The 24,646-nt window shown below is 54.3% G+C and carries 21 protein-coding genes and 3 tRNA genes; 5 read left to right on the top strand and 19 right to left on the bottom strand.

Annotated features, from left to right (window positions below; genetic code table 11):
* The first annotated feature begins 40 nt into the window (after positions 1 to 40).
* The 3 genes from INT84_RS09295 (at position 41) to ftnA (ending at position 3,358) form a co-directional block, all read left to right on the top strand.
* Positions 41 to 2,218 (top strand): HD domain-containing phosphohydrolase, encoded by a 2,178-nt coding sequence (locus tag INT84_RS09295; protein WP_370529650.1) that lies wholly within the window; start codon positions 41 to 43, stop codon positions 2,216 to 2,218.
* Between the two features lie 106 nt (positions 2,219 to 2,324).
* Entirely contained in the window at positions 2,325 to 2,663 is a 339-nt protein-coding gene (yecR, locus tag INT84_RS09290; RefSeq protein WP_194206568.1) for a YecR family lipoprotein, read from the top strand.
* Positions 2,664 to 2,860: 197 nt separating this feature from the next.
* Complete coding sequence (gene ftnA, locus INT84_RS09285; protein ID WP_176918936.1) at positions 2,861 to 3,358, top strand: non-heme ferritin; 498 nt, start codon at positions 2,861 to 2,863, stop codon at positions 3,356 to 3,358.
* 30 nt (positions 3,359 to 3,388) lie between these two features.
* Here ftnA and INT84_RS09280 read toward each other — a convergent pair whose 3' ends face one another.
* Positions 3,389 to 3,628 carry a YecH family metal-binding protein gene (locus INT84_RS09280; RefSeq protein ID WP_194206567.1) on the bottom strand — a complete coding sequence of 80 codons (240 nt, stop codon included), beginning with the start codon at positions 3,626 to 3,628 and terminating at the stop codon, positions 3,389 to 3,391.
* Between the two features lie 259 nt (positions 3,629 to 3,887).
* Between INT84_RS09280 and tyrP the strand changes: the two genes are divergently transcribed.
* Complete coding sequence (tyrP, locus tag INT84_RS09275) at positions 3,888 to 5,039, top strand: tyrosine transporter TyrP (protein ID WP_255515973.1); 1,152 nt, start codon at positions 3,888 to 3,890, stop codon at positions 5,037 to 5,039.
* 40 nt (positions 5,040 to 5,079) lie between these two features.
* Here the strand turns inward: tyrP and INT84_RS09270 are convergent, their stop codons facing one another.
* The 13 genes from INT84_RS09270 to uvrY all read right to left on the bottom strand — a co-directional run bounded on the left by INT84_RS09270 (position 5,080) and on the right by uvrY (position 19,540).
* Positions 5,080 to 5,754 (bottom strand): YecA family protein, encoded by a 675-nt coding sequence (locus tag INT84_RS09270; protein ID WP_194206565.1) that lies wholly within the window; start codon positions 5,752 to 5,754, stop codon positions 5,080 to 5,082.
* Positions 5,755 to 5,814: 60 nt separating this feature from the next.
* Positions 5,815 to 6,360 (bottom strand): NUDIX hydrolase, encoded by a 546-nt coding sequence (locus tag INT84_RS09265; RefSeq protein ID WP_194206564.1) that lies wholly within the window; start codon positions 6,358 to 6,360, stop codon positions 5,815 to 5,817.
* An 81-nt stretch (positions 6,361 to 6,441) separates the two neighbouring features.
* Positions 6,442 to 7,218, bottom strand: coding sequence for a YfaP family protein (locus INT84_RS09260; RefSeq protein ID WP_194206836.1), 777 nt, complete (start codon positions 7,216 to 7,218; stop codon positions 6,442 to 6,444).
* A 13-nt stretch (positions 7,219 to 7,231) separates the two neighbouring features.
* Positions 7,232 to 8,881, bottom strand: a complete 1,650-nt coding sequence (locus tag INT84_RS09255) for a DUF2300 domain-containing protein (protein ID WP_370529649.1) — start codon at positions 8,879 to 8,881, stop codon at positions 7,232 to 7,234.
* Positions 8,882 to 13,516, bottom strand: a complete 4,635-nt coding sequence (locus INT84_RS09250; RefSeq protein ID WP_370529648.1) for an alpha-2-macroglobulin — start codon at positions 13,514 to 13,516, stop codon at positions 8,882 to 8,884. It lies immediately after the preceding gene.
* On the bottom strand, positions 13,450 to 14,079 hold the full coding sequence (locus INT84_RS09245; RefSeq protein WP_370529660.1) for a DUF1175 domain-containing protein: 630 nt from the start codon (positions 14,077 to 14,079) through the stop codon (positions 13,450 to 13,452). Before INT84_RS09245 ends, INT84_RS09250 begins: the two co-directional genes overlap by 67 nt.
* On the bottom strand, positions 14,076 to 15,785 hold the full coding sequence (locus tag INT84_RS09240; RefSeq protein WP_194206563.1) for a DUF2138 domain-containing protein: 1,710 nt from the start codon (positions 15,783 to 15,785) through the stop codon (positions 14,076 to 14,078). The genes INT84_RS09245 and INT84_RS09240 overlap by 4 nt, the downstream gene beginning before the upstream one ends.
* Positions 15,786 to 16,013: 228 nt before the next feature.
* Positions 16,014 to 16,100, bottom strand: a tRNA-Leu gene (locus tag INT84_RS09235).
* Between the two features lie 12 nt (positions 16,101 to 16,112).
* Positions 16,113 to 16,186, bottom strand: a tRNA-Cys gene (locus INT84_RS09230).
* A 39-nt stretch (positions 16,187 to 16,225) separates the two neighbouring features.
* Positions 16,226 to 16,301, bottom strand: a tRNA-Gly gene (locus tag INT84_RS09225).
* Positions 16,302 to 16,448: 147 nt separating this feature from the next.
* On the bottom strand, positions 16,449 to 16,997 hold the full coding sequence (gene pgsA / locus INT84_RS09220; protein WP_194206562.1) for a CDP-diacylglycerol--glycerol-3-phosphate 3-phosphatidyltransferase: 549 nt from the start codon (positions 16,995 to 16,997) through the stop codon (positions 16,449 to 16,451).
* 57 nt (positions 16,998 to 17,054) lie between these two features.
* Positions 17,055 to 18,887 (bottom strand): excinuclease ABC subunit UvrC, encoded by a 1,833-nt coding sequence (uvrC, locus tag INT84_RS09215; RefSeq protein ID WP_194206561.1) that lies wholly within the window; start codon positions 18,885 to 18,887, stop codon positions 17,055 to 17,057.
* Positions 18,884 to 19,540 carry a UvrY/SirA/GacA family response regulator transcription factor gene (gene uvrY, locus INT84_RS09210; RefSeq protein WP_103676199.1) on the bottom strand — a complete coding sequence of 219 codons (657 nt, stop codon included), beginning with the start codon at positions 19,538 to 19,540 and terminating at the stop codon, positions 18,884 to 18,886. The genes uvrC and uvrY overlap by 4 nt, the downstream gene beginning before the upstream one ends.
* 429 nt (positions 19,541 to 19,969) lie before the next feature.
* Between uvrY and INT84_RS09205 the strand changes: the two genes are divergently transcribed.
* A complete protein-coding gene (locus INT84_RS09205) occupies positions 19,970 to 20,194 on the top strand; it encodes a DUF2594 family protein (protein WP_176918943.1) in 225 nt (74 codons plus the stop codon).
* Positions 20,195 to 20,261: 67 nt separating this feature from the next.
* Here INT84_RS09205 and sdiA read toward each other — a convergent pair whose 3' ends face one another.
* The 5 genes from sdiA to tcyJ all read right to left on the bottom strand — a co-directional run bounded on the left by sdiA (position 20,262) and on the right by tcyJ (position 24,582).
* Positions 20,262 to 20,984 (bottom strand): transcriptional regulator SdiA, encoded by a 723-nt coding sequence (sdiA, locus tag INT84_RS09200; RefSeq protein ID WP_194206560.1) that lies wholly within the window; start codon positions 20,982 to 20,984, stop codon positions 20,262 to 20,264.
* A 282-nt stretch (positions 20,985 to 21,266) separates the two neighbouring features.
* Positions 21,267 to 22,019, bottom strand: a complete 753-nt coding sequence (gene tcyN / locus INT84_RS09195) for an L-cystine ABC transporter ATP-binding protein TcyN (protein ID WP_194206559.1) — start codon at positions 22,017 to 22,019, stop codon at positions 21,267 to 21,269.
* Entirely contained in the window at positions 22,016 to 22,684 is a 669-nt protein-coding gene (gene tcyL / locus INT84_RS09190; protein ID WP_176918946.1) for a cystine ABC transporter permease, read from the bottom strand. Before tcyL ends, tcyN begins: the two co-directional genes overlap by 4 nt.
* 15 nt (positions 22,685 to 22,699) lie before the next feature.
* Complete coding sequence (gene dcyD / locus INT84_RS09185; protein WP_194206558.1) at positions 22,700 to 23,686, bottom strand: D-cysteine desulfhydrase; 987 nt, start codon at positions 23,684 to 23,686, stop codon at positions 22,700 to 22,702.
* A 95-nt stretch (positions 23,687 to 23,781) separates the two neighbouring features.
* Positions 23,782 to 24,582 carry a cystine ABC transporter substrate-binding protein gene (gene tcyJ, locus INT84_RS09180; RefSeq protein ID WP_176918948.1) on the bottom strand — a complete coding sequence of 267 codons (801 nt, stop codon included), beginning with the start codon at positions 24,580 to 24,582 and terminating at the stop codon, positions 23,782 to 23,784.
* Positions 24,583 to 24,646: the final 64 nt, after the last annotated feature.

The raw sequence follows: 24,646 nt of genomic DNA, 5'->3' as shown, positions 1-24,646 counted from the left end.
AGACTTCAAATTAAACAAAACGATAACAGGAATCTTCTGAGTGGATCAGCACAGCCCGCCCTCCCGACCCCTGGTAGTTTTCGTAGCCCTGCTATTTCTGGCGCTGCTGTGCGCATTTCCGCTTTTTGCCGCACCTTCTGCCCCGAAGGAGGCGGTTCCGGTCTGGCTTTATGACGCTCCGAGCTACGAGTTCTGGCGCGATCCGCACGGTCACTATCAGGGGTTTTATCCGCAACTTATTCAGGCCATCAATCAAAAATATGGCTACAACCTGCAAATCCAGCCCATCGGCGGTAATGAAATTAGTCAGAGTTTTAACAATGATCGCTATGGTGTATATGCTGGCGTGATCCGCACAGAAGCCCGCGCGCGAACCAAAATTCTCTCTACCCGTCTTTTCAGTAATGAAGTCCTCGCCGCCAGCCTGACCCGCACCATCACTTCCGCGGACGAGTTAAACCAGACCCGGGTGGTATTCCGCCGCAATGATGCCACCTGGGATCAGGTCAATATCCGTTATTCCGACCTCCGCTTTAGTCAGGTCATTTTTGTCACCACCAGCGAAGAGGCCTTCCGCCTGCTGAGTGAAAATAAAGCTGATTTTTATATTAATGACGCGACCGAAATGGAAGACACTCTGCGTTATTACACTATCTCCCGTCCGTTCCCCGACCTGCATATCGCCTCAGTGCTGGCGTTCAGCCCTGAGTTGCGCGGCCTGCGGACCAATGTCAATCAGCTTATTAACGACTGGCTACGCAGCGGGAAATTGCGAAAGCTGGAAGACCAAACGCGGCGTGATTTTTTGCTCAGCCGTATTGTGCTCAGCGAGGAAGAGAAGCGCTGGCTCGCCGCCAATAAGCTCACCGTCTGGCTGCCAAAAAATGAAAATTTCGCCCCGCTAATCTGGAAAGATGCGCAGGGATATCACGGTTCGGTAGTGGATATGATCAACGATATCCGCGATCTGCTGCACGTTGAAGTGGACGTTCAGTACGTTGATAATTACGTCTTGCGCATGCGGCAAGAGAAATGGCCTATCCGCCTGGTTAATCTGGTTAACACCAATGATGCCAGCCAGTCTGACGGTATGATTGGGCCGGTGGTCGCCTGGCACAATGTCTATTACAACCGCATCGACCAGCCTTTCCTGTGGGATGAAGAACAAATTCGTCATCAGCGGGTCGGAGTGCTGCGCGGCTCGTTTTCGGGGCTTTATCTCAGACAACGCTTTGGCAATGAGGTTTTTATCGTCAGCGCTGCCTCGGTTGAAGAGTTACTGGATGCCATCGAAAACCATCGGATTGATTATATCCTTGGCGACCTCAGTTCACTGGAGCTGTCATTACGGGGAAATGAACTGTTTCGCGGCGTGCTCAAAATGGCTGGCCTGACCCGGATTGATTATGAGATTGGACCGTGGGTTGATCCGGCCCATCCGTTACAGCATTTACTGGCGCAGATCCATCGCATTTCCAGTTTCCGCACTCAGATGGAGCGGCACGTTGAACCCACCCTGATGCCGGAACTCACCAAAAACACCTTTAAAATGATCAGCATCGTGCTGCTGATCACCGCCCTGTTTAGTGTCTGTTTGCTTATCATCATGTGGCGGCAAATGAAGCAGAACCGGGCGGTCAACCGTAGCATTGTGGAGGCGATGGAAAAGGTGAACCGGGCGCATGATGATGAGACCGGCAGCCATATCCATCGTGTCGCTCAGTATTGCGGCCTGATGGCGCGCGAACTGAAACTACCGCGCCGGATGGTACGGGAAATCGAGCATTTCGCCTCGCTACACGACGTCGGTAAAATCGCAGTACCGGAACGCATTCTGCGCAAGCAAGGTCCGCTGTCGCCAGAAGAGTTTAGCGAAATGAAACTGCATACCCTGAAAGGCTGGCGCATTATTCAGGGACTGGGGCTGGGTCCCGTTGCCGAAAATATTATCCATTTCCACCATGAAAAGTGGGACGGCAGCGGCTACCCGGAAGGATTGCGCGGCGAACAAATTCCCATCGAAGCGCGGATCCTGGCGCTGGCAGATGTTTACGACGCCCTGCGGCAAAAGCGCGTCTACAAACCGGGTTATTCGCACGAGCGTGCCTGCGAGATGATTTTTCAGGGGGCAGGACACCATTTTGATCCACAGCTGGTGGCGCTCTTTCGCCAGCAGCATTTGAAATTTCAGGCAATTTTTGACACGCAGGCCGACTAGCGCCCGCCGTTGTGATAACTGGGCGTAGATCCGCTGGCTATTCTGCGGATTGCGGCTGACGGTAAACGGTAGGATAGGCAGACTCCCTTAAAAGCAGAACCGCGTAATGAATAAAGCTGCCATTCTCTTTTTCCTGCTGACGCTTGCGGGCTGTTCGGTTAACCGACAGGCTGATGTCAGCGATGTTGATACCACCAGCGGCATCGTGCGTTTAACCTACGGACAGGCCATGCTCCAGTCCGCCACCACCGATCCGTACCTGGCACAGGGCACCGCAACACGCCAGTGTCAGCAGGCCGGTTACGCCACGGCGGTTGCCTACGGCCAGCCCATCACCACCTGTACGGTGACCAGCGGTTCGCTGTGTCTGAATGAAAAAGTCACCCTGCAATATCAGTGTCGCGGCGTCGCCGTCAGCCAGAATTCGGTGGTGAGTTACTGGTGATCCCTGTGCCAGCGTTGCCGCTGGCGCTATTTAAACGGAATTATTCTTATTCTCGCGTTTATATTAAATAACGCAAATGCGTATTATTCCTGGTCGCATTTTAACGAATTAAATTTTTATTTAACCTTTTGCAAATAATTAAATAACAAATTATAGTGGCGGCATAATAACCCCTGGCAGATATTGCGGAGCGCATCATGCTTAAAGCCGATATGATCGAAAAATTAAATGCACAAATGAACCTTGAGCTGTTCTCTTCTCTGCTTTATCAGCAGATGAGCGCATGGTGTAGCTATCACAGCTTTGAAGGGGCCGCCGCTTTTCTGCGCCGCCACGCGCAGGAAGAGATGGGGCATATGCAGCGCCTGTTTGATTATCTGACCGATACCGGTAGCCTGCCGCAAATCACCGCTATCGCCTCGCCGTTCGCGGAATATGAATCGCTCGACCATCTGTTCCACGCCACCTATGAGCATGAACAGCTGATCAGCAGCAAAATTAATGAACTGGCCCATGCGGCAATGACCAGCCAGGATTATCCAACCTTTAATTTCCTGCAATGGTACGTCGCTGAACAGCATGAGGAAGAAAAACTGTTCAAATCCGTTCTCGATAAATTATCGCTGGCAGGCAAAAGCGGCGAAGGTCTCTATTTTATCGATAAAGAACTCTCCACCCTCGACGCGCAGAATTAATTCTCCGGGCCAGCTTCGCGCTGGCCTGAATTAATGACGGCAAATTTTACTTTCGTGGGTATTAAATCCTTCCTGCTGCGCAATGAATTTACCTTTTTGCTGTAAAAACGCCACTAATTCTCCGGCCGTCATATTTTCGGCGGAACAGGTATGAAACCGCGCCTGCTCGCCAAAGCGAGCCATAATTGCCGCTTCCAGACTGGCGGTAGTGTAGCTCTCGCCAGAATCAATCATCATGTTCAGTACATCATGGCCGTGTATTGATGTCATAACCCCTCCTGAAAAATGCCAGCATAGCGTTGCTCCCGCCGGGATGACTTGCGCTAAAACAGGTTCTGATCTATTGACCAGAGAAATAGTGTAAAGATTTAAATACAGTAACTGTAACTCTGATTTGACGATTATCACGAATTAACATACTCTGCGCGGCATAATTATCCTTCAAATGCCGTTAGCTGTAGAGGAATTCGTGAGAAACCGCGCTCTGGGTAGTATTTTAATCGTTGCGGGCACTACTATTGGTGCAGGAATGCTGGCGATGCCGCTGGCGGCAGCAGGCACCGGTTTCGGTGTAACGCTGGGGTTACTCATCAGTTTATGGGCGCTGATGTGTTATACCGCGCTGTTGCTGCTGGAGGTCTATCAGCACGTTCCTGCCGATACCGGGCTTGGCACGCTGGCCCAGCGTTATCTTGGTCGCTATGGTCAGTGGCTGACCGGGTTCAGTATGCTGTTTTTAATGTATGCCCTGACGGCCGCCTACGTCAGCGGTGCGGGCGAGCTGCTGTCGTCCAGCCTCAGTGACTGGCTGGCTATCACCCTTCCTCCCTCTGCCGGCGTGTTGCTGTTTACCCTGGTCGGCGGCGCGGTGGTCTGTATTGGCACCTCATTAGTCGATCTCTTTAACCGCTTTCTGTTTACCGCAAAAGCGATTTTCCTGGTGGTGATGCTGGCGCTGCTGCTGCCCCATATTCATCAGGTCAACTTACTCACCCTGCCGCTGGAAAAAGGGCTGGCACTGTCGGCGATCCCGGTCATTTTTACGTCGTTCGGCTTTCACGGCAGCGTGCCGAGTATCGTGAGTTATATGAATGGCGATATTAAAAAACTGCGGCGGGTCTTTATGGTCGGCAGTTTTATTCCGCTGGTAGCCTATATCTTCTGGCAGCTGGCGACGCTCGGCAGTATTGGCTCTCCCGCGTTTGCGGCCCTGCTGGCGACCCATGCGGGTCTTAACGGATTATTGCAGGCGATCCGTGGAGTGGTTGCATCACCGCACGTCGAACTGGCAGTGCATCTGTTTGCCGATCTGGCTCTGGCCACCTCTTTCCTCGGGGTGGCGCTGGGACTGTTCGACTATCTGGCCGACCTTTTTCAGCGTAAAAATAGCCCGATGGGACGTCTGCAAACCGGCCTGCTGACCTTCCTGCCACCGCTGGCGTTTGCGCTGTTTTATCCGCGCGGCTTTGTGCTGGCGCTGGGTTATGCGGGCGTCGCGCTGGCGGTGCTGGCGTTGATCATCCCTTCCCTGCTGGCGATGCAAAGCCGTAAACGCAATCCGCAGAGCGGCTATCGTGTCGCAGGCGGTCAGGTGGTGCTGTGGCTGGTACTGGGCTGTGGCGTGGCGATTATTGCGGTGCAGTTTTCGATAGTTGCAGGCTGGCTACCTGCGGTGAGCTGATCAAAAACGTCAGGGACGGTTATCCGTCCCTGACGAAGGTTTAATGCAGGCAGCACTGCTTGAATTTTTTGCCGCTGCCGCAGGGGCACGGATCGTTGCGGCCGACCGTTTTTTCTACCCGTAACGGCTGCTGTACCGGCGTAACCGGGGCTGGGATCTGATGGGTAGACCAGTAAGCGAACAGGTTGAGCGCCGCCGGTTCCAGCTTATCGATACTGCGATCGCGCTCCTGCGGCGTCAGCGTATCCAGTTTATCGAAGTTAGCTTCCAGACCATGTAAGGCGATGGCATCAAGTTCAGGGCGCAACGTTTCCGGCAGCGATGACCAGTCGGCCAGCGCAACGCCGCGCATATAGCCAAAACACCACTCTTCGACGATCGTAAACTCACTCCCTTCGATTTCGCGCGTACCAAATATCGGTTCAAATTGCTCAGGATAATGTTCAAGCCGTTCGGCAATGTCCGCCATATGCTGAAAACAAAGCGCCATAAACCGCTCCATCTCCCGTTCTGACTCCCAGGCAGGTACATTTTGCGTGCCACCCCAGATAGCCAGCAGCCAGTCGGTCGGCTCAATCTCATGCGGCGCAGAGAGCACGGCGGTGAGCAGTCCATCCAGTTCGGAGACGTCGAGAACGCCGTCATCAGTGCTATATTTCACCAGCACATCGTCGAGCCACTCCAGCTCGGTTTCGTTCAGTGGTCCGCTATTCATAAGATGTTTCCTCTGCGACGGGCAATGTGAATGATAGTAACCTAATGGCGGACACAAGTCCTAAGCGATCAATCCCCTGGCCTTTGCCAGAAGAAAAGCCGTAACCGACGTGGCATCGGTGACGTTGCCATCGAGGATCAACTGCATAAAATCGTCTGTTTTGATTTTGCGGGCGGTGAGACCGTACTCTTCGGGATCGAGCGACGGCGCATGATGGGTTAATTCGGTTGCCAGATAAATATGATAACCCTGCTGCGAATAGCCCTGCGCCAGCTTTTGATAGCCGACGCGGATCATCTTCCCTGCGACTAAGCCGGTTTCTTCCCGTAGCTCACCGGCGGCAACCTGCTCAGGCGTGGCGGTTAGCGTATGTTCCCAGGAACCCTGAGGAAGCTCAATGGTTCTCTCCCCCAGCGGATAGCGAAACTGCTCCACAACGAAGAGAGCATCATCTTCGATGGGCAGGATCACCACAAAATCCGGCTTCTCGATAACCGAATAAATCCCCTGACTGCCGTCCGCTCTGAGAATGCGATCCTCGCGCAGCGCCATCCATTTATTCCGGTAGATCTCTTCAGTCGAGAGCGTTTTTATTTCCGTTGTCATTCCGGCCTCCGTTGGCAAAAGGTTAACCATCAGCATACCTTTTGCGGCGTGGAGTATGAAGGAGTTTACGCGATGCCCGCATTACCAGTTAAAACTTTTCACCAGCGTCAGTTCACCCGCTTTGCGCATGGGAACGATGAAGGTTTCCTGCTTTTCATTGGCAGAGCCTTCGTCACTGATAATGGTTAATTGCGCGGTGGTCAGTTCCGTCTCACTACGGCCACCGTAGTAATTGATATACACCAGATAACGCCCCTTCACGGGCGCAGGCATGGCAAAAATCTCCGGACCGTAGCCGGTCGTCACATCGACATCCAGCGCACCGCCATTATTCAGTGCCGGATTGCCATACCAGGCATGTTCACCGTCCGGCGTCACCACGTGCATGTCTAAATCGGTGTTATCGGTATCCCACGACAGTACCAGCCGCAAACGGGCACGGATCGCGCCAGTGCCCGGCGTTGAATAGAACTGCATACGGTTACGGCTCTTACCGTCAGGGCTGACGACTTCAATACTGTTGCTGCCTTCCGGGAAAATATAGGGACGCGCAAAGGAGCCATCATCTTCAAAACGCTGCGGCATGCTGGCACCGTTGACCACCAGCCTGCCGGGTTGCTTTTTGCCCGTTGGTGAGAAATTTTTGATCTGCCCACGAATTTGCGCGGAGATATTTTGGTCGCTGGCCATATTGACCGTTGACGCCGGGTAGTTCACCGACTGCGAAAACGCCGCATTGTCGCCCCCGGCCGCACTCCAGCCGGACAGCGGCGCGTCGATCTGAACCTCCTGAGTGCCAGCGCTGTCCGCCAGCGCCGGGAACGAGATAAATAATAACGGAAACAAAATACGGGTCATTGTACGCATAGCATTAGTCCATTAATAAATGACGGGCCAGGTTTTCCACATAAGATTCATCCAGTCCCGAGGGATAACCGTCGAAAGCCAGATGCAGGTACTCATGCGTTACATCAAGCCTGTCCTGTAGCGTAAAAAAATTGCGAATATACAGACGCTTTTGCTGCCTGTCGGTAAACGGAAAACCTGACACCAGTTTGCAAACCGCAAAATTTGACGGCTCGCTATAGCCAGGTTCCAGATCCAGTTGCCTGCGCCACTGCTCCCGTTTTGTCATCAGCCAGCGTTTTGCCTCAGGCATCGGCTGACAGGTGGAGTGCGGATCGTCCCAGCGGCTCAGACTGGCATAAGGAAAGGCAGCAGAGAGGATCGCGTCAAAGCGCTCTCCCTGCGCTGCCTGCTCGCGTGCGTTTTGCCATGAGAGCAGACCCGTAGCGGCGCGTTCCCTGTGATAATTTACCGGCCCGCCCGCCAGGATCATATCCTGTGTCCAGGCCGTGACCTGACGCGCCGCATGGCTGGCAGGTGAAGGTGAAACGCGCTGGCTGGCGCTACTGTCGCCGATCCTCAGGCAGTCGCCCTCGCGCTGCGCGTTTTGCAGTAACCAGGTACGGATAACGATGGTCATCGCTTTTGCCGCTTCCAGCGGCGTGCTTGCCGCCTCGCGATCCAGTACCCGGGCAACATACTCTTCGCGGTCGAGGTGCGCCTGAAGACGCAGCGTGCCGTTTTCGGTCTGGAGCAGGGTCTCGCCGCTGCTCACCAGAGTAAGGTGATTGCCATTGCTGAACGTCACGCGATAGCGTCCGGATAGTGGACCGGCGGTAACGCTTTGGGTGGTGTTTTCTTTTGTTACCGACTGCACCGGATAGCGGGCAAACATATCCACCAGCACGCACTGACCACTGGCAACATCTGACGGCACGGGCAGCAGTTGATTAAGAATGGCGGCATAGCGCGTCAGTATCGTTTTACTGGTACCGTTACCGCCAGCCCAGACGGGCGTACCGTCCGTCAACCAGCCAGCGAATCCTCCCTCACGGGAATGCGCCTTGTCGCTGGCAAACCAACTCCAGGTTTTTACCCGTAGTCGTCCGCCAAGCTGCGCGGCCACCCCCTCTTTGCTACTATCCAGCATCACATCCAGCAATACATTTCGGGCTTTTTGCTGCGCGGGCAATACGGCTAATGAGTCGAGCAGCGCTTTAACGCTGACCTGCGTTTGCGGCCCGAGTGAGGACAGTGAACTCACCCATGACGGCGCATTGTGCTGTCGCCAGTATGCATCCCATGCGCTTTCATCAATGTGTAACCGCGAGGGAGCAAAGTAAAGCCCGCATGAGCGGACCAGCGCCGTATCGCGGGTAATGTTTTCTCCGGGATGACAGCAGTACACCTCCTCGGGATCGTGTCCCTGACATTGATAAGGCTGCTCCGTCTGGTGGGTATCCTCCAGCCAGGCGTAAACATACAGTTTCCATATGCTTCCCAGCGGGGAAGCGGTATCTTCCGGCAACGCGGAGGCGTGACTTACCCCCGCCTCGGTTAACGTATAGAGCCGGTCGCCCTCCGCCTCACGAAGCGCCAGCCGCAGAGATGCTCCTTCTGCCGTTGCCAACAGAGGGAGGAGACAAAGTAGCCATATCGCGTGCGCCAGCCTCACTTATTTCACCTGCATTTCAGTCCAGTCCGTGCCGGATGCCAGGCTCTGCTGGTCAGGTGCGTAACTGCGCACATAGCGAGCCGGTGGTAAGACAAATTTCCCTTTTTGCGAAAAGCGCAGCAAATGGCGGAAGGTGGTGGTTCCGGTCAACGTATTCACCGGGATCATATACGCCAGCTCGCTCATTTCATTGCGTGCTTTTTCCAGCGGCTCACCCTGCTGATTTTTCGTCCCCGGCTTGCGGACGGAAATCCCCCAGGTGGTGCGTTCCACATCGGCACCTGGCGGCAGCGGAACCTCAACCTGACCATAACGCAGCGGTGATGTCTGCTCGCTGATCAACGTAATTTCATCAAGGTACAGCGCGTCGCTATCAATTTCATTGCCGCTGACGGGTTGCAAAGTGAAGTCCATCGCATCCTCACCCGCCACCAGTTTGAATAACTGACGCTCGACTTTCACCGCAATATTACGTTGCCGCGCCAGACTGGCCGGTTCACGCCAGCGGATCTGCACATTCTGTGGGGTCGCGATATCATCCGGTAATGAAATAACGTCCGGCACGCCCTGCCCGGTCCAGCGCCAGTATTCGCTGCCATTCGCCGCATGGCGCTTCGCCCATGCGCCTGCGGGTGCAGGGAGCGTTACCGCCGGGGTCGAATGCATCAGTGTCGTCAGCCAGGTCAATGCCAGCGCGCGATCCATGCCCGACTGCTGCGCGGTTAAGCTGCGCAGAATGGCGGCCACCTGACTCGCATCACCCTTGCCATTGAGCAGAACGACCGTGCGGGCCAGCGGCTGATTGCTGTCGGCAGCCAGACGCAGCGCATTTTCCTGCTGTTCCTGACCCTCAACTGAACTTAATCCGGCCCTGTTCAACAGCGTCGTGGTCAGCACCCTCGCTACCGCGTCGCCGAGCGCCGACTCCGGTTGCCAGAGGATCAGACTGTCATCAGGGCCACGCACGTCATCTGCCCGTAGCGCGCCGCTCGCTTCCGGGCGGCGGGAAACGGCTTCATCTAGTCCTTTCAACAGACTCTTCACCGGCAGCCCCATTTCCTGTGCCCAGGCCAGCACCAGCGCCCGATGCAGTAGCGGCATGGCGTTTGCCTGCTCGGCGTAACAATCCAGCATATGCTGCCAGTATTCTGCTGATTGAGGGACCCCCAGCGCCTGACTGGCGTGCCAGTCGGCATACCATGCCCAGGCGGTCAGCAACGCGCTGCTGTCTTCACTGCCTCCCCACCAGGCAAAACGCGCGCCCGGTCCCGCCAGTTGCATCAGACGCAGACGGTTGCTTTGCATCATCTGCCGCAGATCGTCGGCGGCTACGCCGTCATGAGTGGGCAGCGAGCGCCAGGCCAGGCTTAATGGGATCAGACGGCTGGCCGTATTGACCACGCCGCCATAAGGTTCGTCGATAAGCTCATCAAGGTTATTGCGGAAAATATCCTGGGCGCTATCACTGCTTTGCAGGCGAATACTGCGCGCATGTTCCGGCAGATCCAGCAGATTATCCCCGCCAGTTAACAGCACATTTTTTTGTTCATCCACCCGCCAGGCGTTATCAATAAAGTCCAGCGTCGTGCTGATGCTGTCCTGGGTCTGACCGTTTTGCAGCAGTTCAGCGTTGAACAGGCCAGACTGCTGAAAATGCTGGGTCAGTGGAATATAGTTTGCCCCTTGATGGAGCGTCAGCGGCTGACGCTGTTCCTGTCCGGCAAAATGCGTCACCAGTTCTACGGCTGCGTTATCCTGCTGGCTGAAAATAAACACCCCGGCCTCAGGTTGATCGCCTTCCCGGAATACCGTCGGCATGCTCAATTTCATATAGAGATTTTTTTCTGAACGCAGGAAGGCGCGGCGTTGCCCTACCAGGCCGTCAGCGTTCATCCCCCGGGCGGTAATTCGCCAGCGGGTCAGGGAGTCCGGCATGAGGAAAGTAAAGTACGCTTTGCCCTGTTTATCCGTCGTCAGCGAGGGCAGCCACGCCGCAGTATCCACCTCTTCGCGGCGCGGACGTTCGAGCATCTTCACCCGCCGTTCGCTACGGTTGGTGGCACCCGGCATTGTAGGTTCGCTGGAGAGCGCCTGATCGTAGCTAATAAACGATAAGCTGGAACTGGTGCGCACGTTATTGCGCCCCAGCGGGTAGAAAAATGCGCCAATATCCGGCGCGACCTCCGGCTGAAGCGCGTAGATCATCTCATCCACCACGCCAACCGTCAGCGTTGCGGAAACCGGTTTGCCTTTGAGCAGCGACGTCAATTCAACATTGACCAGTTCACCGGGTTGGTAGTGGGTTTTATCCGTTTTCACCTGAATATCCAGATGCGGCGTCACTACTTTAATGCCCGCATTCTGGAAACTGTACTGTCCGTGACGCGTATAAAGCACGGAAAATGTCGTATTGGGCGCGAAGGCTTCAGCGACCGGCACCTGAGCGACATACTGGGTATCATTCAGACGCTGGAGCGTCAGCCAGTTTGCCGGGCGCGATAGCAGCGACTGTTTCTCAACGTTATCCCGCTCCAGCGTTAACAACGCTTCCTGTACTGGTTCGGGGAAGGTAATGAGTATCTTCGCGATTTCACCCGGCTGATACTGGGTTTTATCCGGTGTAATATCAATGGCTCCGCTCTGCGCCTTGCTGCCAGGGCCGGTGACGGTATGACTGATACCACCGATGATTAAATCGTCTTTATCACGTAAGGTCAGGTTGTAGTTACTTGGCTTGTCGAACCGGACGGTGAACGATTTTCCGTCTGCTGCGACTTGTCCTCGTTGGGTTTCACGATCTTCAAGGCGAACCCACTCATATTTCACGGGCTTCTGCTTCTCTGACGTCAGCGCGGAATAGCGGAAAACCACATCGTCTCCAGACGTGCTGAACTGCGCCGCGGTTTGCAGGGAATAGCTCGCCAGCCCGCGCTCAATCAGGATCTCTTTGGTCGAATTCACCCGATATGCCGCCCCGTCACTGGCTGAAATAGTCAACAGATAGCGGCTGGGTTTTTCCGCTGCGGGCAAGTTTAGCGCCACTCGCCCGGCATCATCAGAGGTCATCTCACTGCTGGCAAGTTCAATCGGGAAATGACCGGCATAGCGGAGATCGTTGCCAACCATCGACAGTTGCTGAGATCGCAGGCTTAACTGAATACGGGCATTTTTTACCGGTTTACCATCCGGATAAAGCAGTTGCAGATGGCCTTTCACCGCCTCCCCGGTTTTAAACTCTTTTTTATCCAGCGTCAGCGCGACGTCGAAATGCGGTTTGATGTAGCTCGCCACCCGGAACGCGCTGCTGTAAAGATGATTACGATAGGCCAGACGCAGTTCATAACCGCCAGAGACCGCATTATCAGGCAGGCGAAGGCTTACCTGTCCCCCCTTGCCGCCATCAAGCATTATCTTCTGCGATTGCAGCACGCTGCCATTAGCATCAATGACGGAAAGGGTCGCGGGTGCGCTGACGATAGCCGATGAGTGCAACGGGTCGTGGAATTCGCGCCCGAGCACCTTTACATCAACCCGATCGCCCGCACGGTAGAGTGGCCGGTCGGTAAAAACATACAGTCGGGTATTATAAATTTCACTGTCGTAGTAGAAGTTCTCTGAGACGAAGACGCCGCCTTCAGCATCTTTACCCAGAATATACGAGCGTTCCGGCGAAGGGTGTTTCAGCCGCAGGGTGCCGTCAGCGTCCGTCTTACCGCTGGCTAATACGCCCAGACCATCAGTCCACAAAATATCAGTCCCAGGCTTCGCCTCGCCGTTAGTTTTTCCCGCCGTCCATGCTAATAGTTCGTTACCGGAAACTTTGCTTAGCGCCACGGTATTGGACACAAAAACCACCGTGGTTGCCCGATACTTGCCGATCATCGCTTCGACCAGATAAAGCCCCGGCTCGAGCTTACCGAGCGGAATATAAACGTTACCTGGCTGAGCTGAAATAAAGTTACTGGACGATCCTTCCAGCCTGACGCCATCCTGCGGCTGAATGGGGATCGCGTCCCAGAGCGGATAACGAAACTGCTCAACCAGCGGATATTTTTTCAATGGTGAGAACTGGTTCACCTGAACGTACTGCGATGGCGTCGTTAACGCATTGCCAATCTGTAATTCCGGCAGCGCCTGCGTCACCTGCTGGCGAGACTGCGCAGAAAACGAACGCTGCATGACGCGACGTGATTTCCCGTACCAGTTATCCCACAAAAAAGTGAGCGTGTTCGCCAGCCCGTCCCCCAGGTATTGCGGCTGAACAACAATGCGGTGCAGGTTTTTCTGCTGGCGCAGAAAGTCCATCGGATCAGGGATACGATAGAGGCGAATATCTGCCCCACCATAGTTTTCCATGCGGTAGCGCTGGTAATCGCGGCCGGGCGCTTCAAGTCTGACTTTGGCTTCTTCATCGTTGCTAAAACTGCTGTCAGCCAGTAAGAAAAAGCTGTCTCCCGTCGGCGATGAATAGCCGCTCGAGGGAAGCTCATCGCCGGCATAGGCGCGAGGCAATCCCAGCGCCGCCGCGATCAACAGTGGAAGGCAAAGGCGAGAAAAAGGTTGTCTGCTTATCGCGCCAGAAAATTTAAGCGATAAACGCCAATGAAATTGGGATTGGAGTCGTTGGGTATCCATCGGGTATCGTTCCATGTCATGAGTTGTTGCAGACTGACGGCGCGCATTCCATTATCCGCGTGGGTAGCACTTCCGGTATGGTAGATGACGTAACGCCCCATCCAGACCATCAAATGCTGATCGTCGCCCTGATCAAAAAAAATCATATCGCCAGGCAGCGCCTGGTTTATATCCCGGCCAACAAAACGGCTGTTGTACTGGATCAATTTGATAGCATTTACATACGGGCCGGATTTACCGTTGCCCTGATCCCAGTTCTGCGCCAGTTGGCGTTGCTGCGGCGTCAGCGTCATCTCCGGCGGCAAAAAGCGGTTCGAAAAGCCGTTGCTGCGTAGCCATTGACTGTCATGCGGCTTCAATGCTTCGTTGGCGGCAAAACGCACCAGCCCGGCACAATCCTGCTGATACCAGCGCGGACTGGGACCCTGTCGCAGTTGTTCTTCCGCAATGCGCGTAAACCAGGAGCGAAACAGCGCTGACTGCCCGACATCAAGCGTGACGGTTTGCGCCGCCATCGCCATCGTAGAAATCAGCCAGCAACATGCTGCCAGCAGACGGATCATAGAGCCTTCCAGGTCACCGGTAGCCACTGCCAGGCGTCACCTGGTTCAGGATCAGCCAGCGACATGGCGTAACGAGGCTGTTCGGCTAACGCGTTGAGTTTTGGCATCAGCAGCGTTTGCGCGGCGTTAAAGAAAACCGGTTCGACGTTCTTCGGCAGGCTCTCCAGTGTTTCGCGACGTAACAGTTTTGCCATGCCCTGAGGATTGATATAGAGCGGCACCGTGCTCCCGGTGGGAATAACATCGGCCATTGGCGAACGCGTTTTATTCAGCGTTTGCAGCGCCTGGTTGACTAACGTGTCGTCGAGGGAAAATAAAACGGTTTGCGCCTGCATCGCCAGCGATACGCGGAAGAAGGAGGCCGACATCAGTTGCTCAGGCGATGTCGATTGCGCCGCCGGATACTGGCCGTAACGTGAGCTGACCTCACGCTGCCAGAGCGTAGCAGAACCCGATTGCGTTTTCTTCACTGCTATCACGCCCTGCGGCGCATTGATTTCACGCGCGCCAATGGCTTTTTCAAACAGCGCGGCGGGAAGCTGCGCCCGTTCAACGCCACCGTTAATTTGGCCCACAAATAAAGGGCTCTGGACTCGGGAATCCTCATACCAGCACAGTCCGCCAGCGCCATCGAGCAGCCCGCTCAGGTTTTTTTGCTCCTCGCCTAACCGGGCAAGCATCTGTTCGGCAATACCGTGGGAATACGGTACGGCGACGCAAAAACTGGCCCCTGAAGGCATCGCGGCCCAGACAGGAGCGAAGTCATAGCTGGAGTCTGTGCTGGCAGATTTATCATTGAGCGCCAGCCAGCTGTGCCAGCCATCGGCTGACATGTCGAAGCGCACGCCAGCAAACGACGGGATCAAACGTTGATAGCCAAAGCCCAGCAAATTGGCGCTGACCACAATCCGCTGGCGCACTGGCTGTGTTCCGGCTGCGGATTGCTGGCGGGGTTCCAGCCCAAACTGGGTATTCCAGTGTTTATCGCCGCTTAACAGGCCACGGGCGATTTCCGTTGCCGTCGCATCCTGTTCTTCACCTTTAAACAACATATCGTTGCTGGAAAAAATCAGCATATTGTCTTGATAAGTTGCAAAGAGCAGAGAACGATTGCCGTTATAGCGCAGCTCATACACGGGAACGGTGTCGTTATTAATTTTGATGCCGCTGATTTCAGTTTTACTCAACTGCTTGTCGCTGGTCGCCGCAAATAACACCGGCTCAAGCAGCCTGCTCAGCCCGCTACGCTTAATCAGCACCATATAGTGCGACAGGCGGCCTTTTTTATCATGCCACAATGCCGTCTCGGCAGGCTGATCGAGCAGCGAGGTCAACAGTTTGTCCTGAAGCGTTAAGTTATGCTCATAGACAATGCGCCGGAGGCTGCCTTCAATTCCAAGGCGGTCGGCATTGTTCTGGTAATAGAAAACGAAGTCTTCGCTGAGAACATCATGCAGGAAAGGGATCGTCAGTAGATCCCGGGGAAGCTGGCTTAATGAATCGCTGTCAATCAGCACATCCGGCGTGTTCAGGTCGATCTGCAAATTCGTTTGCACGACCCGCGGCGTCAGCGTTTTTTCGGCAACATGTGCGTAGTGCTGCCATCCCCAGACGGCGGCAGAAAGCGCCACGAGACCGCCTAAAGCAATAAAAGCATACAGCTTGCGCCCTTTCGCTTTTTTAGCGGGCGAGGTTAATTCGGTCATGACTACCATCCCTGACATATTTCAATCCGCTACTTCCGGGAGCGGAGGCGACACCATCTCAATGTGTATACGGTGACATTCAGATGTGCTTCTGTTCTGACGAGCAAGACTACACTTTCGTCTGGCAAAATCAATGTCTGATAAAGGACAAATTGCGGCCACAAAAAAACCACCCGAAGGTGGTTTCACGACACTGCTTATTGCTTTGATTATTCTTCTAATTTCCCATGGTGCCCGGGGCGGGACTTGAACCCGCACAGCGCGAACGCCGAGGGATTTTAAATCCCTTGTGTCTACCGATTTCACCACCCGGGCGCGGGAAAAAATTGGAGGCGCGTTCCGGAGTCGAACCGGACTAGACGGATTTGCAATCCGCTACATAACCGCTTTGCTAACGCGCCTTTGTTACTGTAACACCCGCAATTGCCGATGCTTTAAACTGGAGCGGGAAACGAGACTCGAACTCGCGACCCCGACCTTGGCAAGGTCGTGCTCTACCAACTGAGCTATTCCCGCAGTATCAAGTAAGATAATCACTTGATTTTATTATCGTCTGGCATTCAGTGCTGCCGTTCGATGCGTTGCATTCTACTTACCTGAGGCGATGAGTCAACGATATTTTTTGCAACGGTGGATCGTTTGCTGAAATTTACGGCGAAACGATCATGGTTCGAGCAAATCGCCGCGGGCCGCGTTCAGGTATTGCAGCATCGACCACAGCGTCAGCACCGCCGCCACGAAGAACAGTGCAATGCCGGCCCATGTCACCCACTCGTTAGGACGCCACAGCAGCCAGGTCAGCGCCACCATTTGCGCGGTGGTTTTCACCTTGCCTATCCAGGATACCGCCACGTTGCTGCGCTTGCCCAGCTCCGCCATCCATTCGCGCAGCGCAGAGATGATAATTTCACGGGCGATCATCGTCGCGGCCGGTAAGGTGACCCACCAGCTGTGATAGTGCTCGGCGACCAGCACCATCGCAATCGCCACCAGCACCTTATCGGCAACCGGATCGAGAAAGGCACCGAAGCGCGTGCTTTGATTCCAGCGACGGGCCAGAAAGCCGTCAAACCAGTCCGTCACCGCCGCAATCAGGAAAATCAGCGCACAAACAAAGGGAGCCCAGACGAACGGCAGATAAAATGCCAGCACGAAAAAAGGGATCAAAATAACGCGAAACAGAGTAAGCAACGTAGGGATATTAAATTGCATAGTGACGGGTAACTATCTGTTGTCAGTAAAAATTAGCCCTATGTTGCTACAGAGCACCTAATGTTTCAACGAGTAGTAGATCTTTTCTGCCAGTCCTTGCGAAATACCCGGCACTTTTGCGATCTCTTCAACGCTTGCGTTCTGCAAACCTTGCAAACCGCCCATGTATTTTAGCAGCATCTGCCGCCGCTTGGGTCCTACACCTTCGATCGTTTCCAGCGAGCTGGTATTTTTCACTTTCGCGCGTTTTTTTCGATGGCCGCTAATCGCGTGATCGTGAGATTCATCGCGGATATGCTGGATCACATGCAGGGCTGGCGAGTCCGGCGGCAGGCTGAATCCCTCCCCTTCCGGCTCGAAGAACAGCGTTTCCAGCCCGGCTTTACGGTCGGTCCCTTTGGCAACGCCGAGCAGAATGGGATGATGTTTATCCCACTCCACGTCCAGCTCTGAAAACACGGTCTTCGCCTGACCGAGCTGGCCTTTGCCCCCGTCGATCAGGATCACGTCGGGAATTTTGCTCTCTTCAATCGCTTTGCCGTAACGACGACGCAGCACCTGATTCATGGCGGCATAGTCATCACCCGGCGTAATACCGGTAATATTGTAACGGCGGTATTCCGCCCGCAGCGGGCCATTGCTGTCAAAAACTACGCAGGAGGCGACCGTCTGCTCGCCCATCGTATGACTGATGTCGAAGCACTCCATTCGTCTGACCTCGGGCAGTTTCAGCAGCGTTGCCAGCGCCACCAGCCGCTGATGCACCGTCGACTGCTGCGCCAGCTTCGTCGTCAGCGCCGTCGCCGCGTTGGTGCGCGCGAGCTTCAGGTAGCGGGCGCGGTCGCCGCGTGGTTTGGTCTGCACGTTCACCCGCCGTCCGGCAAGCGTAGTCAGCGACTCTTCCAGCAGGGTTTTATCGTTGAGATTAAAATCGAGCAGGATTTCGCCCGGCAACGTGCGCATCTGGCTCCCTTGCAGGTAAAACTGCCCAACGAATGTTTCCACCACTTCGTTCAGCTCTGTACCTCCCGGCACTTTGGGGAAGTAGCTCCGGCTACCCAGCACTTTGCCCTGACGAATAAACAGCACGTGGATACAGGCCATCCCTGCGTCAAAGGAGACGCCGATGACATCGAGATCGTCGCCGTTGTTGGAGACAAACTGTTTTTCCGTAACCCGGCGCACGGCCTGGATCTGGTCGCGTATGCGCCCGGCTTCTTCAAAGTCCAGATTCTGACTGGCTTTTTCCATCCGCGCGATCAGCTGCGTCAACACCTGATCGTCTTTGCCTGCCAGGAACAGACGGACGTAATCAACCTGCTGCGCATAATTCTCTTCGCTTACCAGCCCTTCGACGCACGGGCCGAGGCAGCGCCCAATTTGATATTGCAGGCAGGGACGCGAGCGGTTGCGGTAGACGTTGTTTTCACATTGCCGGATGGGGAAAATCTTTTGCAGCAACGCCAGGGTTTCCCGCACCGCGTAGCCATTCGGAAACGGGCCGAAGTATTCACCTTTGGCGTGCTTCGCGCCGCGATGGGTCGCCAGACGCGGATGCGTATCGCCACTCAGAAAGATAAACGGGTATGACTTATCGTCACGTAGCAGAACGTTATAACGAGGCTGGTAAAGCTTGATGTAGTTATGCTCAAGCAGCAGCGCTTCGGTTTCCGTATGGGTTACCGTAACGTCTATCTGCGCAATCAACGCGACCAGCGCTTCCGTTTTCCGTGAGGCAAGGTTGCCACGAAAGTAGCTGGACAGACGTTTCTTCAGGTCTTTGGCTTTACCAACATAAATAACGGTACCACCGGCATCGTACATGCGATAGACACCGGGTTGACTGGTTACCGTTTTCAGAAAGGCTTTTGAATCAAACACATCACTCACAGATTTGCTAACGACTCCGCATTACACAGGCCATGGCGGATTGCCAGGTGCGTCAACTCGACATCGCCATGAATGTTCAATTTGCTAAACATTCGATAACGATAGCTGTTCACCGTTTTAGGACTGAGATTCAGTTGTTCTGAGATCTCATTGACCTTCTGACCTTTGGTAATCATCAGCATAATCTGCAATTCACGTTCAGACAAACTGGCGAACGGAGATTCCGTCTTTTCTGGCTTGATTTGGCTGAGCGCCATTTGCTGCGCAATATCTGAGGCGATGTAACGCTGCCCGGAGTAAACGGAGCGGATAGCACTGACCACTTCCTGCGGAGCCGCGCCCTTACTCAGATAACCCGCTGCGCCGGCCTGCATGACTCTGGCAGGTAGCGGGTTTTCAGTATGAACAGTGAGCATGATGACTTTCGTGTCCGGTGCTGCACGGGCGATTTTGCGGGTCGCCTCCAGGCCACCGATGCCAGGCATATTCATATCCATCAATACCACATCAACGGAATTAGCCCGACACCATTTGACGGCATCCTCACCACAGCAGGCTTCGCCGACAACTTTTATGCCCTTAATATCTTCAAGAATGCGTCGTATCCCTGCGCGCACCAGCTCGTGATCATCAACAAGAAAAACGTTGATCAAAGGAATAATCTCCTGAAAAGGGATAACGCTAGTGACAACTTATCGGGAGTATATTAACGGGTTTTAGCTGAACAATGAAATGCAAAAAAACACCGGCGATAAGATTTCGCTCGCGTTTTTCAACATTGAACATTGTACAAGGCGTGGCGTAAGGCGGAAATGGGGTTTTGAATCTGACTTTTTTTCATCTTCGGCGTTATAACATGAAAAATACTTAACCAGATACTTAACAATAATTAACCTAATGAGAACAAAAAACAATTATTGGATACTCGCATTTAATCTTGATACCCGTTTTAGTTATTCAGGATACCTACCGGTAACAGAACAAAAAACAACCACTGCATTTTTTGACCCAGCTTGTGATATACTCCGCCGCCTTTACTTTTAACATCGCGCCAGCGCGCAGGAATCACACGAGGAAAATAAATGAGCGCACCCGATTTTTCCACTTCTGACAGTACTCAACAACTGGCTCAGGAGGTCTCTTGCCTGAAGGCGATGCTTACGCTGATGCTACAGGCGATGGGACAGGCCGATGCAGGCCGCGTAATCCTTAAAATGGAAAAACAAACCGCGCAGATCGATGATGAGAATCTGGCTGCGGTCTACTCGAATACGGTTAAGCAAATTAAACAGGCTTACCGTCAGTAGCAGGAAGACCGGCTAAGAGTAAAACTCATAGCCGGTTTTGCGTCTGGCACGCAGAACGTGAGGTCTTTCAGATCAAACCAATGGCCACGGCATAGCAGGCGATTTGCGTTTTATTAGGCGCATTGAATTTGCGCTGCATATTCTTCTGATGGAAATTCACCGTGTTCTCCGAGATGGAGAGAATAATGGCGATCTCTGCGGAGGTCTTGCCTTCGGCGGTCCACTTCAGTATTTCCAGTTCACGCTTACTAAACTTCATCTCCGGTGAGGCGACGAGTTCATCATTCAAGCGAAGCAATGCCTCGGTACTTAACTCAATTAAGGTCCTCAGGCGCAGCTCCGTTTCATCGTCGCTAACCTTCTTATTATGCGCGTGCTGATTAGCGACTGACAGGAAGCCAGTGGCCCGGTTCGGTAACACGGCACACTGCGTAATCCCGCCGCGCAACCCGTGGTCGCGAGCCGCATCCCAGAGATTCAGCGCCTCGCAGAACAACTCATCACTCCAGTTCACGCAGCCATGTTGATAATTGTCCGTTTTTAATACGGGATCAATCGCAAAATAGTTCTCGGACTGATAATGCTTCAGCCAGGTCGCCGGGTAGGTTGCATGGAGCGATATTTTAGGCCGGGTAAAGGGCACCGGATGCCGGATACACAGCGAAAAAAAGTCATATTCAAGCCACTGAATTTGCTGTTGCAGCAGATTATAAACTTCCTCTGCCACTGTCGCCGATTGAAAACGGTACAGCACGTCCCGCCGCCACGCGAAAAAGTCATTCTCCCTCATAACTGCCAGTAATTCCCCTGCACTTCAATAATTATTATGTATACATCAAGCTAACACATAAAACTTATTTATTAATATAAAATATGCATTATACGCAAATAAAGCGTGTCCTCAGGGGAATAGAGGGCGATAAGACAAAGCCAACTCACGGTATTTTATGATTTTTTGGGTTAGCGGAAGGGTTTTAAACGAAGCGGTAATAACCCAACATCACTTAAGTTAAATTTATATTCAAATAACGCGCGGCGCATCCACAGGGGTGATGAATGCGCCAGAGCGGTATTACCGGGTAAGAAACTTCTCCAGAAATTGCTTTGTGCGCGGATGTTGCGGCGCGGTGAACAGGGTTTTTGCCGGCCCCTGCTCAACGATGCGCCCCTGATCCATAAAAATCGCCCGATCCGCCACGTCGCGGGCAAAGCTCATTTCATGGGTCACGATGACCATCGTGCGCTTCTCAAGCGCCAGCTGGCGGATCGTGTTCAGCACCTCGCCGACCAGTTCGGGATCCAGTGCAGAGGTTGGTTCGTCAAAGAGGATCACATCCGGGCGCATCGCCAGTGCCCTGGCAATTGCCACGCGCTGTTGCTGTCCGCCGGAGAGACGCTTTGGAAAGCTGTTCTCTTTCCCGTTCAATCCCACTTTTTCCAGCAGCTGACGGGCGCGTGCCGTGGCCTCCTGCCTGTCTTCGCCTTTAACGATGACCGGACCTTCAATAATATTTTCCAGCACCGTGCGATGCGGAAACAGGTTGAAGCTCTGAAAAACAAAACCGACATGCTGGCGCAGCGAGCGGATCTTCTCTTTTTGCTGGCCCAGCGGGCGCGCAGTATCGATAGTGATCGTGCCGACCCGAATCGTTCCGCCTTCGGGCTGCTCAAGCAAGTTGATACTGCGTAGTAGCGTGGTTTTCCCTGAGCCGCTGGGGCCGATAATAGCCACGACTTCGCCCTCTTCCACGTCGAGATCGATACCGTGCAGCACCGTTTGCCCGTGGAATTTCTTCAGCAAATTTTTAACTTCAATGGCACTCATTTCGGATCGCGCTCCTGACGGTTTAACCGATACTCGAAGTGGTTTTGCAGGGCGGAAAGCGCCGTCGCCATCACCCAATAAATCAACGAGGCTGCGAGGTACATGGTAAACACTTCCAGCGTACGCGAGGTGATAAGCTGCGCCTGGCGGAACAGTTCCGGCACCTGAATGGTTGCGGCCAGCGAGGTATCTTTCACCAGGCTGATAAAGCTGTTACTCAGCGGCGGCAGCGCCACGCGTGCAGCCTGCGGTAAAATAGCCCGGCGCAGCGTCTGCCCTGGCGTCATACCAATACTGGCGGCGGCTTCCCACTGGCCTTTATCAATAGACGAGATCGCGGCGCGCAGGGTTTCCGAAGTATAGGCGGCGGTATTTAACGACAGGCCGATCATGGCTGCCGGGATCGGATCCAGCTCAATGCCAAACTGCGGCAGGCCATAGTAGATCATAAATAGCTGGGCGATCAGCGGCGTACCGCGGAAAATGGAGATATAAAAACGCGCCAGCCAGCGTACTGGCAGCACGGGCGACATCCGCATCAGCGCCAGGATAAAGCCCAGCAGCAGGCCGAAAAACATCCCGCCAATACTCAGTTGTAAGGTAAATACCGCGCCACGCAGCAGGAACGGCGCGGAATCGAGGACCAACTGGAGACTCTCTTGCATTATCGTTGCTCTGCCTTAGACGTGCGGATGGTAGGCAAAGAGCGCAGGCGCACCGCCAGTATGAATAAACAGAATCGGGCCGTCGTCCTTAAAGCGTTGACGGGTAATGCCGTCAATCAGCCCCGCCATGGCTTTGCCGGTATAAACCGGGTCCAGCAGAATGCCTTCCAGCTTCGCCAGCAGTTTAACCGCTTCCAGCCCCTCTTCGGTCGGCAAACCATAGCCGGGCGCGAAATAGTCATCCCACAGCTGGATCTCAGCCGTGGCGGTCAGCTCCAGGCTCTGCGCCACCGCCTGTTGCAGGGCGATCACTTTAGGCAATTGATCGGCCGCTTTACGTGACACTGTCACACCGATTAAATCCGCTTCTGGCATAAGCTGTTCCAGCCCAACGGCCAGCCCGGCATGCGTTCCCGCACTCCCGGATGCCACCACCACCGAAGAGATAGCCACCGCGCCTTCGCACTGCTGTGCAATCTCCAGCGCGCTCTCCACATAGCCTAACGCGCCCAGCGCGTTCGAACCGCCCACGGGAATAACATAGGGCCGAAAACCTTGCGCTTCGAGGCGGGTCGCCAGTTCGCCGAGCTGCTGGTCGGGATTGTCCAGCGCGTCGCACATTTCAATCTGCACGTCGAACAGATCCAGCAACAGACGGTTGCCGTTGGTGAGATAGTTTTCGGCCGTCGTGCCAATCGGGTTTTCCAGCAGCGCCACGCAGTGCAGACCCAGTTTCGCCGCCACCGCCGCCGTCTGGCGAACGTGGTTTGACTGGATCGCGCCAGCGGTAATTAAGGTATCCGCCCCTTCGCGCAGCGCGTCGGCAGCAAGGAACTCCAGCTTGCGCAGTTTATTGCCGCCGAGTGCCATTGGCGTCACGTCGTCCCGCTTGATAAAAATCTCCCGGCCGAGATAGTCCGAGAAACGCGGCAGGTATTCCAGCGGCGTCGGTGCGCCGATCAGTTCAAGACGGGGAAAACGCGTTAAGTTGTGCAGCGACATACAACCTCCTGACTCATTTCTTTTTATTATGCACGCTATGCGCGAGAAATAAAAAAGGCGCTGTAAACAGCGCCTTTTTTCTGCCCGGAGCGGTCTTATTTGGTCACGTCCGCGCCAAACCATTTCTCAGACAGCGCCTTCAGGCTGCCGTCTTTCTGCATATCGGCAATGGCGCTATCCACCGCCTTCAGCAGGTCTTCGTTGCCTTTACGTACCGCAACGCCGGCTTCCTGACGGGAGAACGCATCGCCAGCAACGGCCAGCGTATCTTTGGTTTTCTTCACCAGATCCAGCGCAGCCAGGCGGTCAACCAGAATGGCATCGATACGGCCGACGCGCAGATCCTGGTATTTCGTCGGATCGTCATCATAAGTACGGATGTCCACGCCCTGCACGTTCTGGCGCAGCCACTCTTCATAATTGGTCCCCAGACCCACGCCGACTTTTTTGCCTTTCAGATCGGCGGCAGATTTGATGTTGCCTTCGTTGCCTTTTTTCACCAGCGCCTGAATACCCGAAACGGTGTACGGCGTGGAGAAGTCATATTTCTTTTTACGCTCGTCGGAGATGGTCACCTGGTTTATTACCACGTCGATGCGTTTGGAATCCAGCGAGGCCAGCATACCGTCCCATTTGGTCGGTTTCAGCGACGCTTTGACGCCCAGGTGCTGCGCCAGCTGTTCGGCAAATTCGACTTCAAAGCCGGTCAGCTTGCCGTCATCGCCCTGAAAGCTGAACGGCGGATAGGTGCCTTCTAGGCCCACCAGCAGCGTGCCACGCTCTTTCACTTTATTCAGCAGGCCTTCGTCGGCGAAGGTTTTCGCGCTCACGCCTGCCATCAATGCTACTGCCATCACGCCCATCAGCGCCTGACGACCCAGAAGTGCTAGTTTCATAATTGCCCCGACCAGAGAAAAATTGACTGTATTGTAAGGCGTTAGCGCAGGATCGCCAGCACCT

Source organism: Superficieibacter sp. 1612_C1, assembly GCF_015234305.1.
GTDB lineage: Bacteria > Pseudomonadota > Gammaproteobacteria > Enterobacterales > Enterobacteriaceae > Superficieibacter.
The sequence above is the reverse complement of the archived record's forward strand: the minus strand, read 5'-3'. Positions and strand labels throughout refer to the sequence as shown.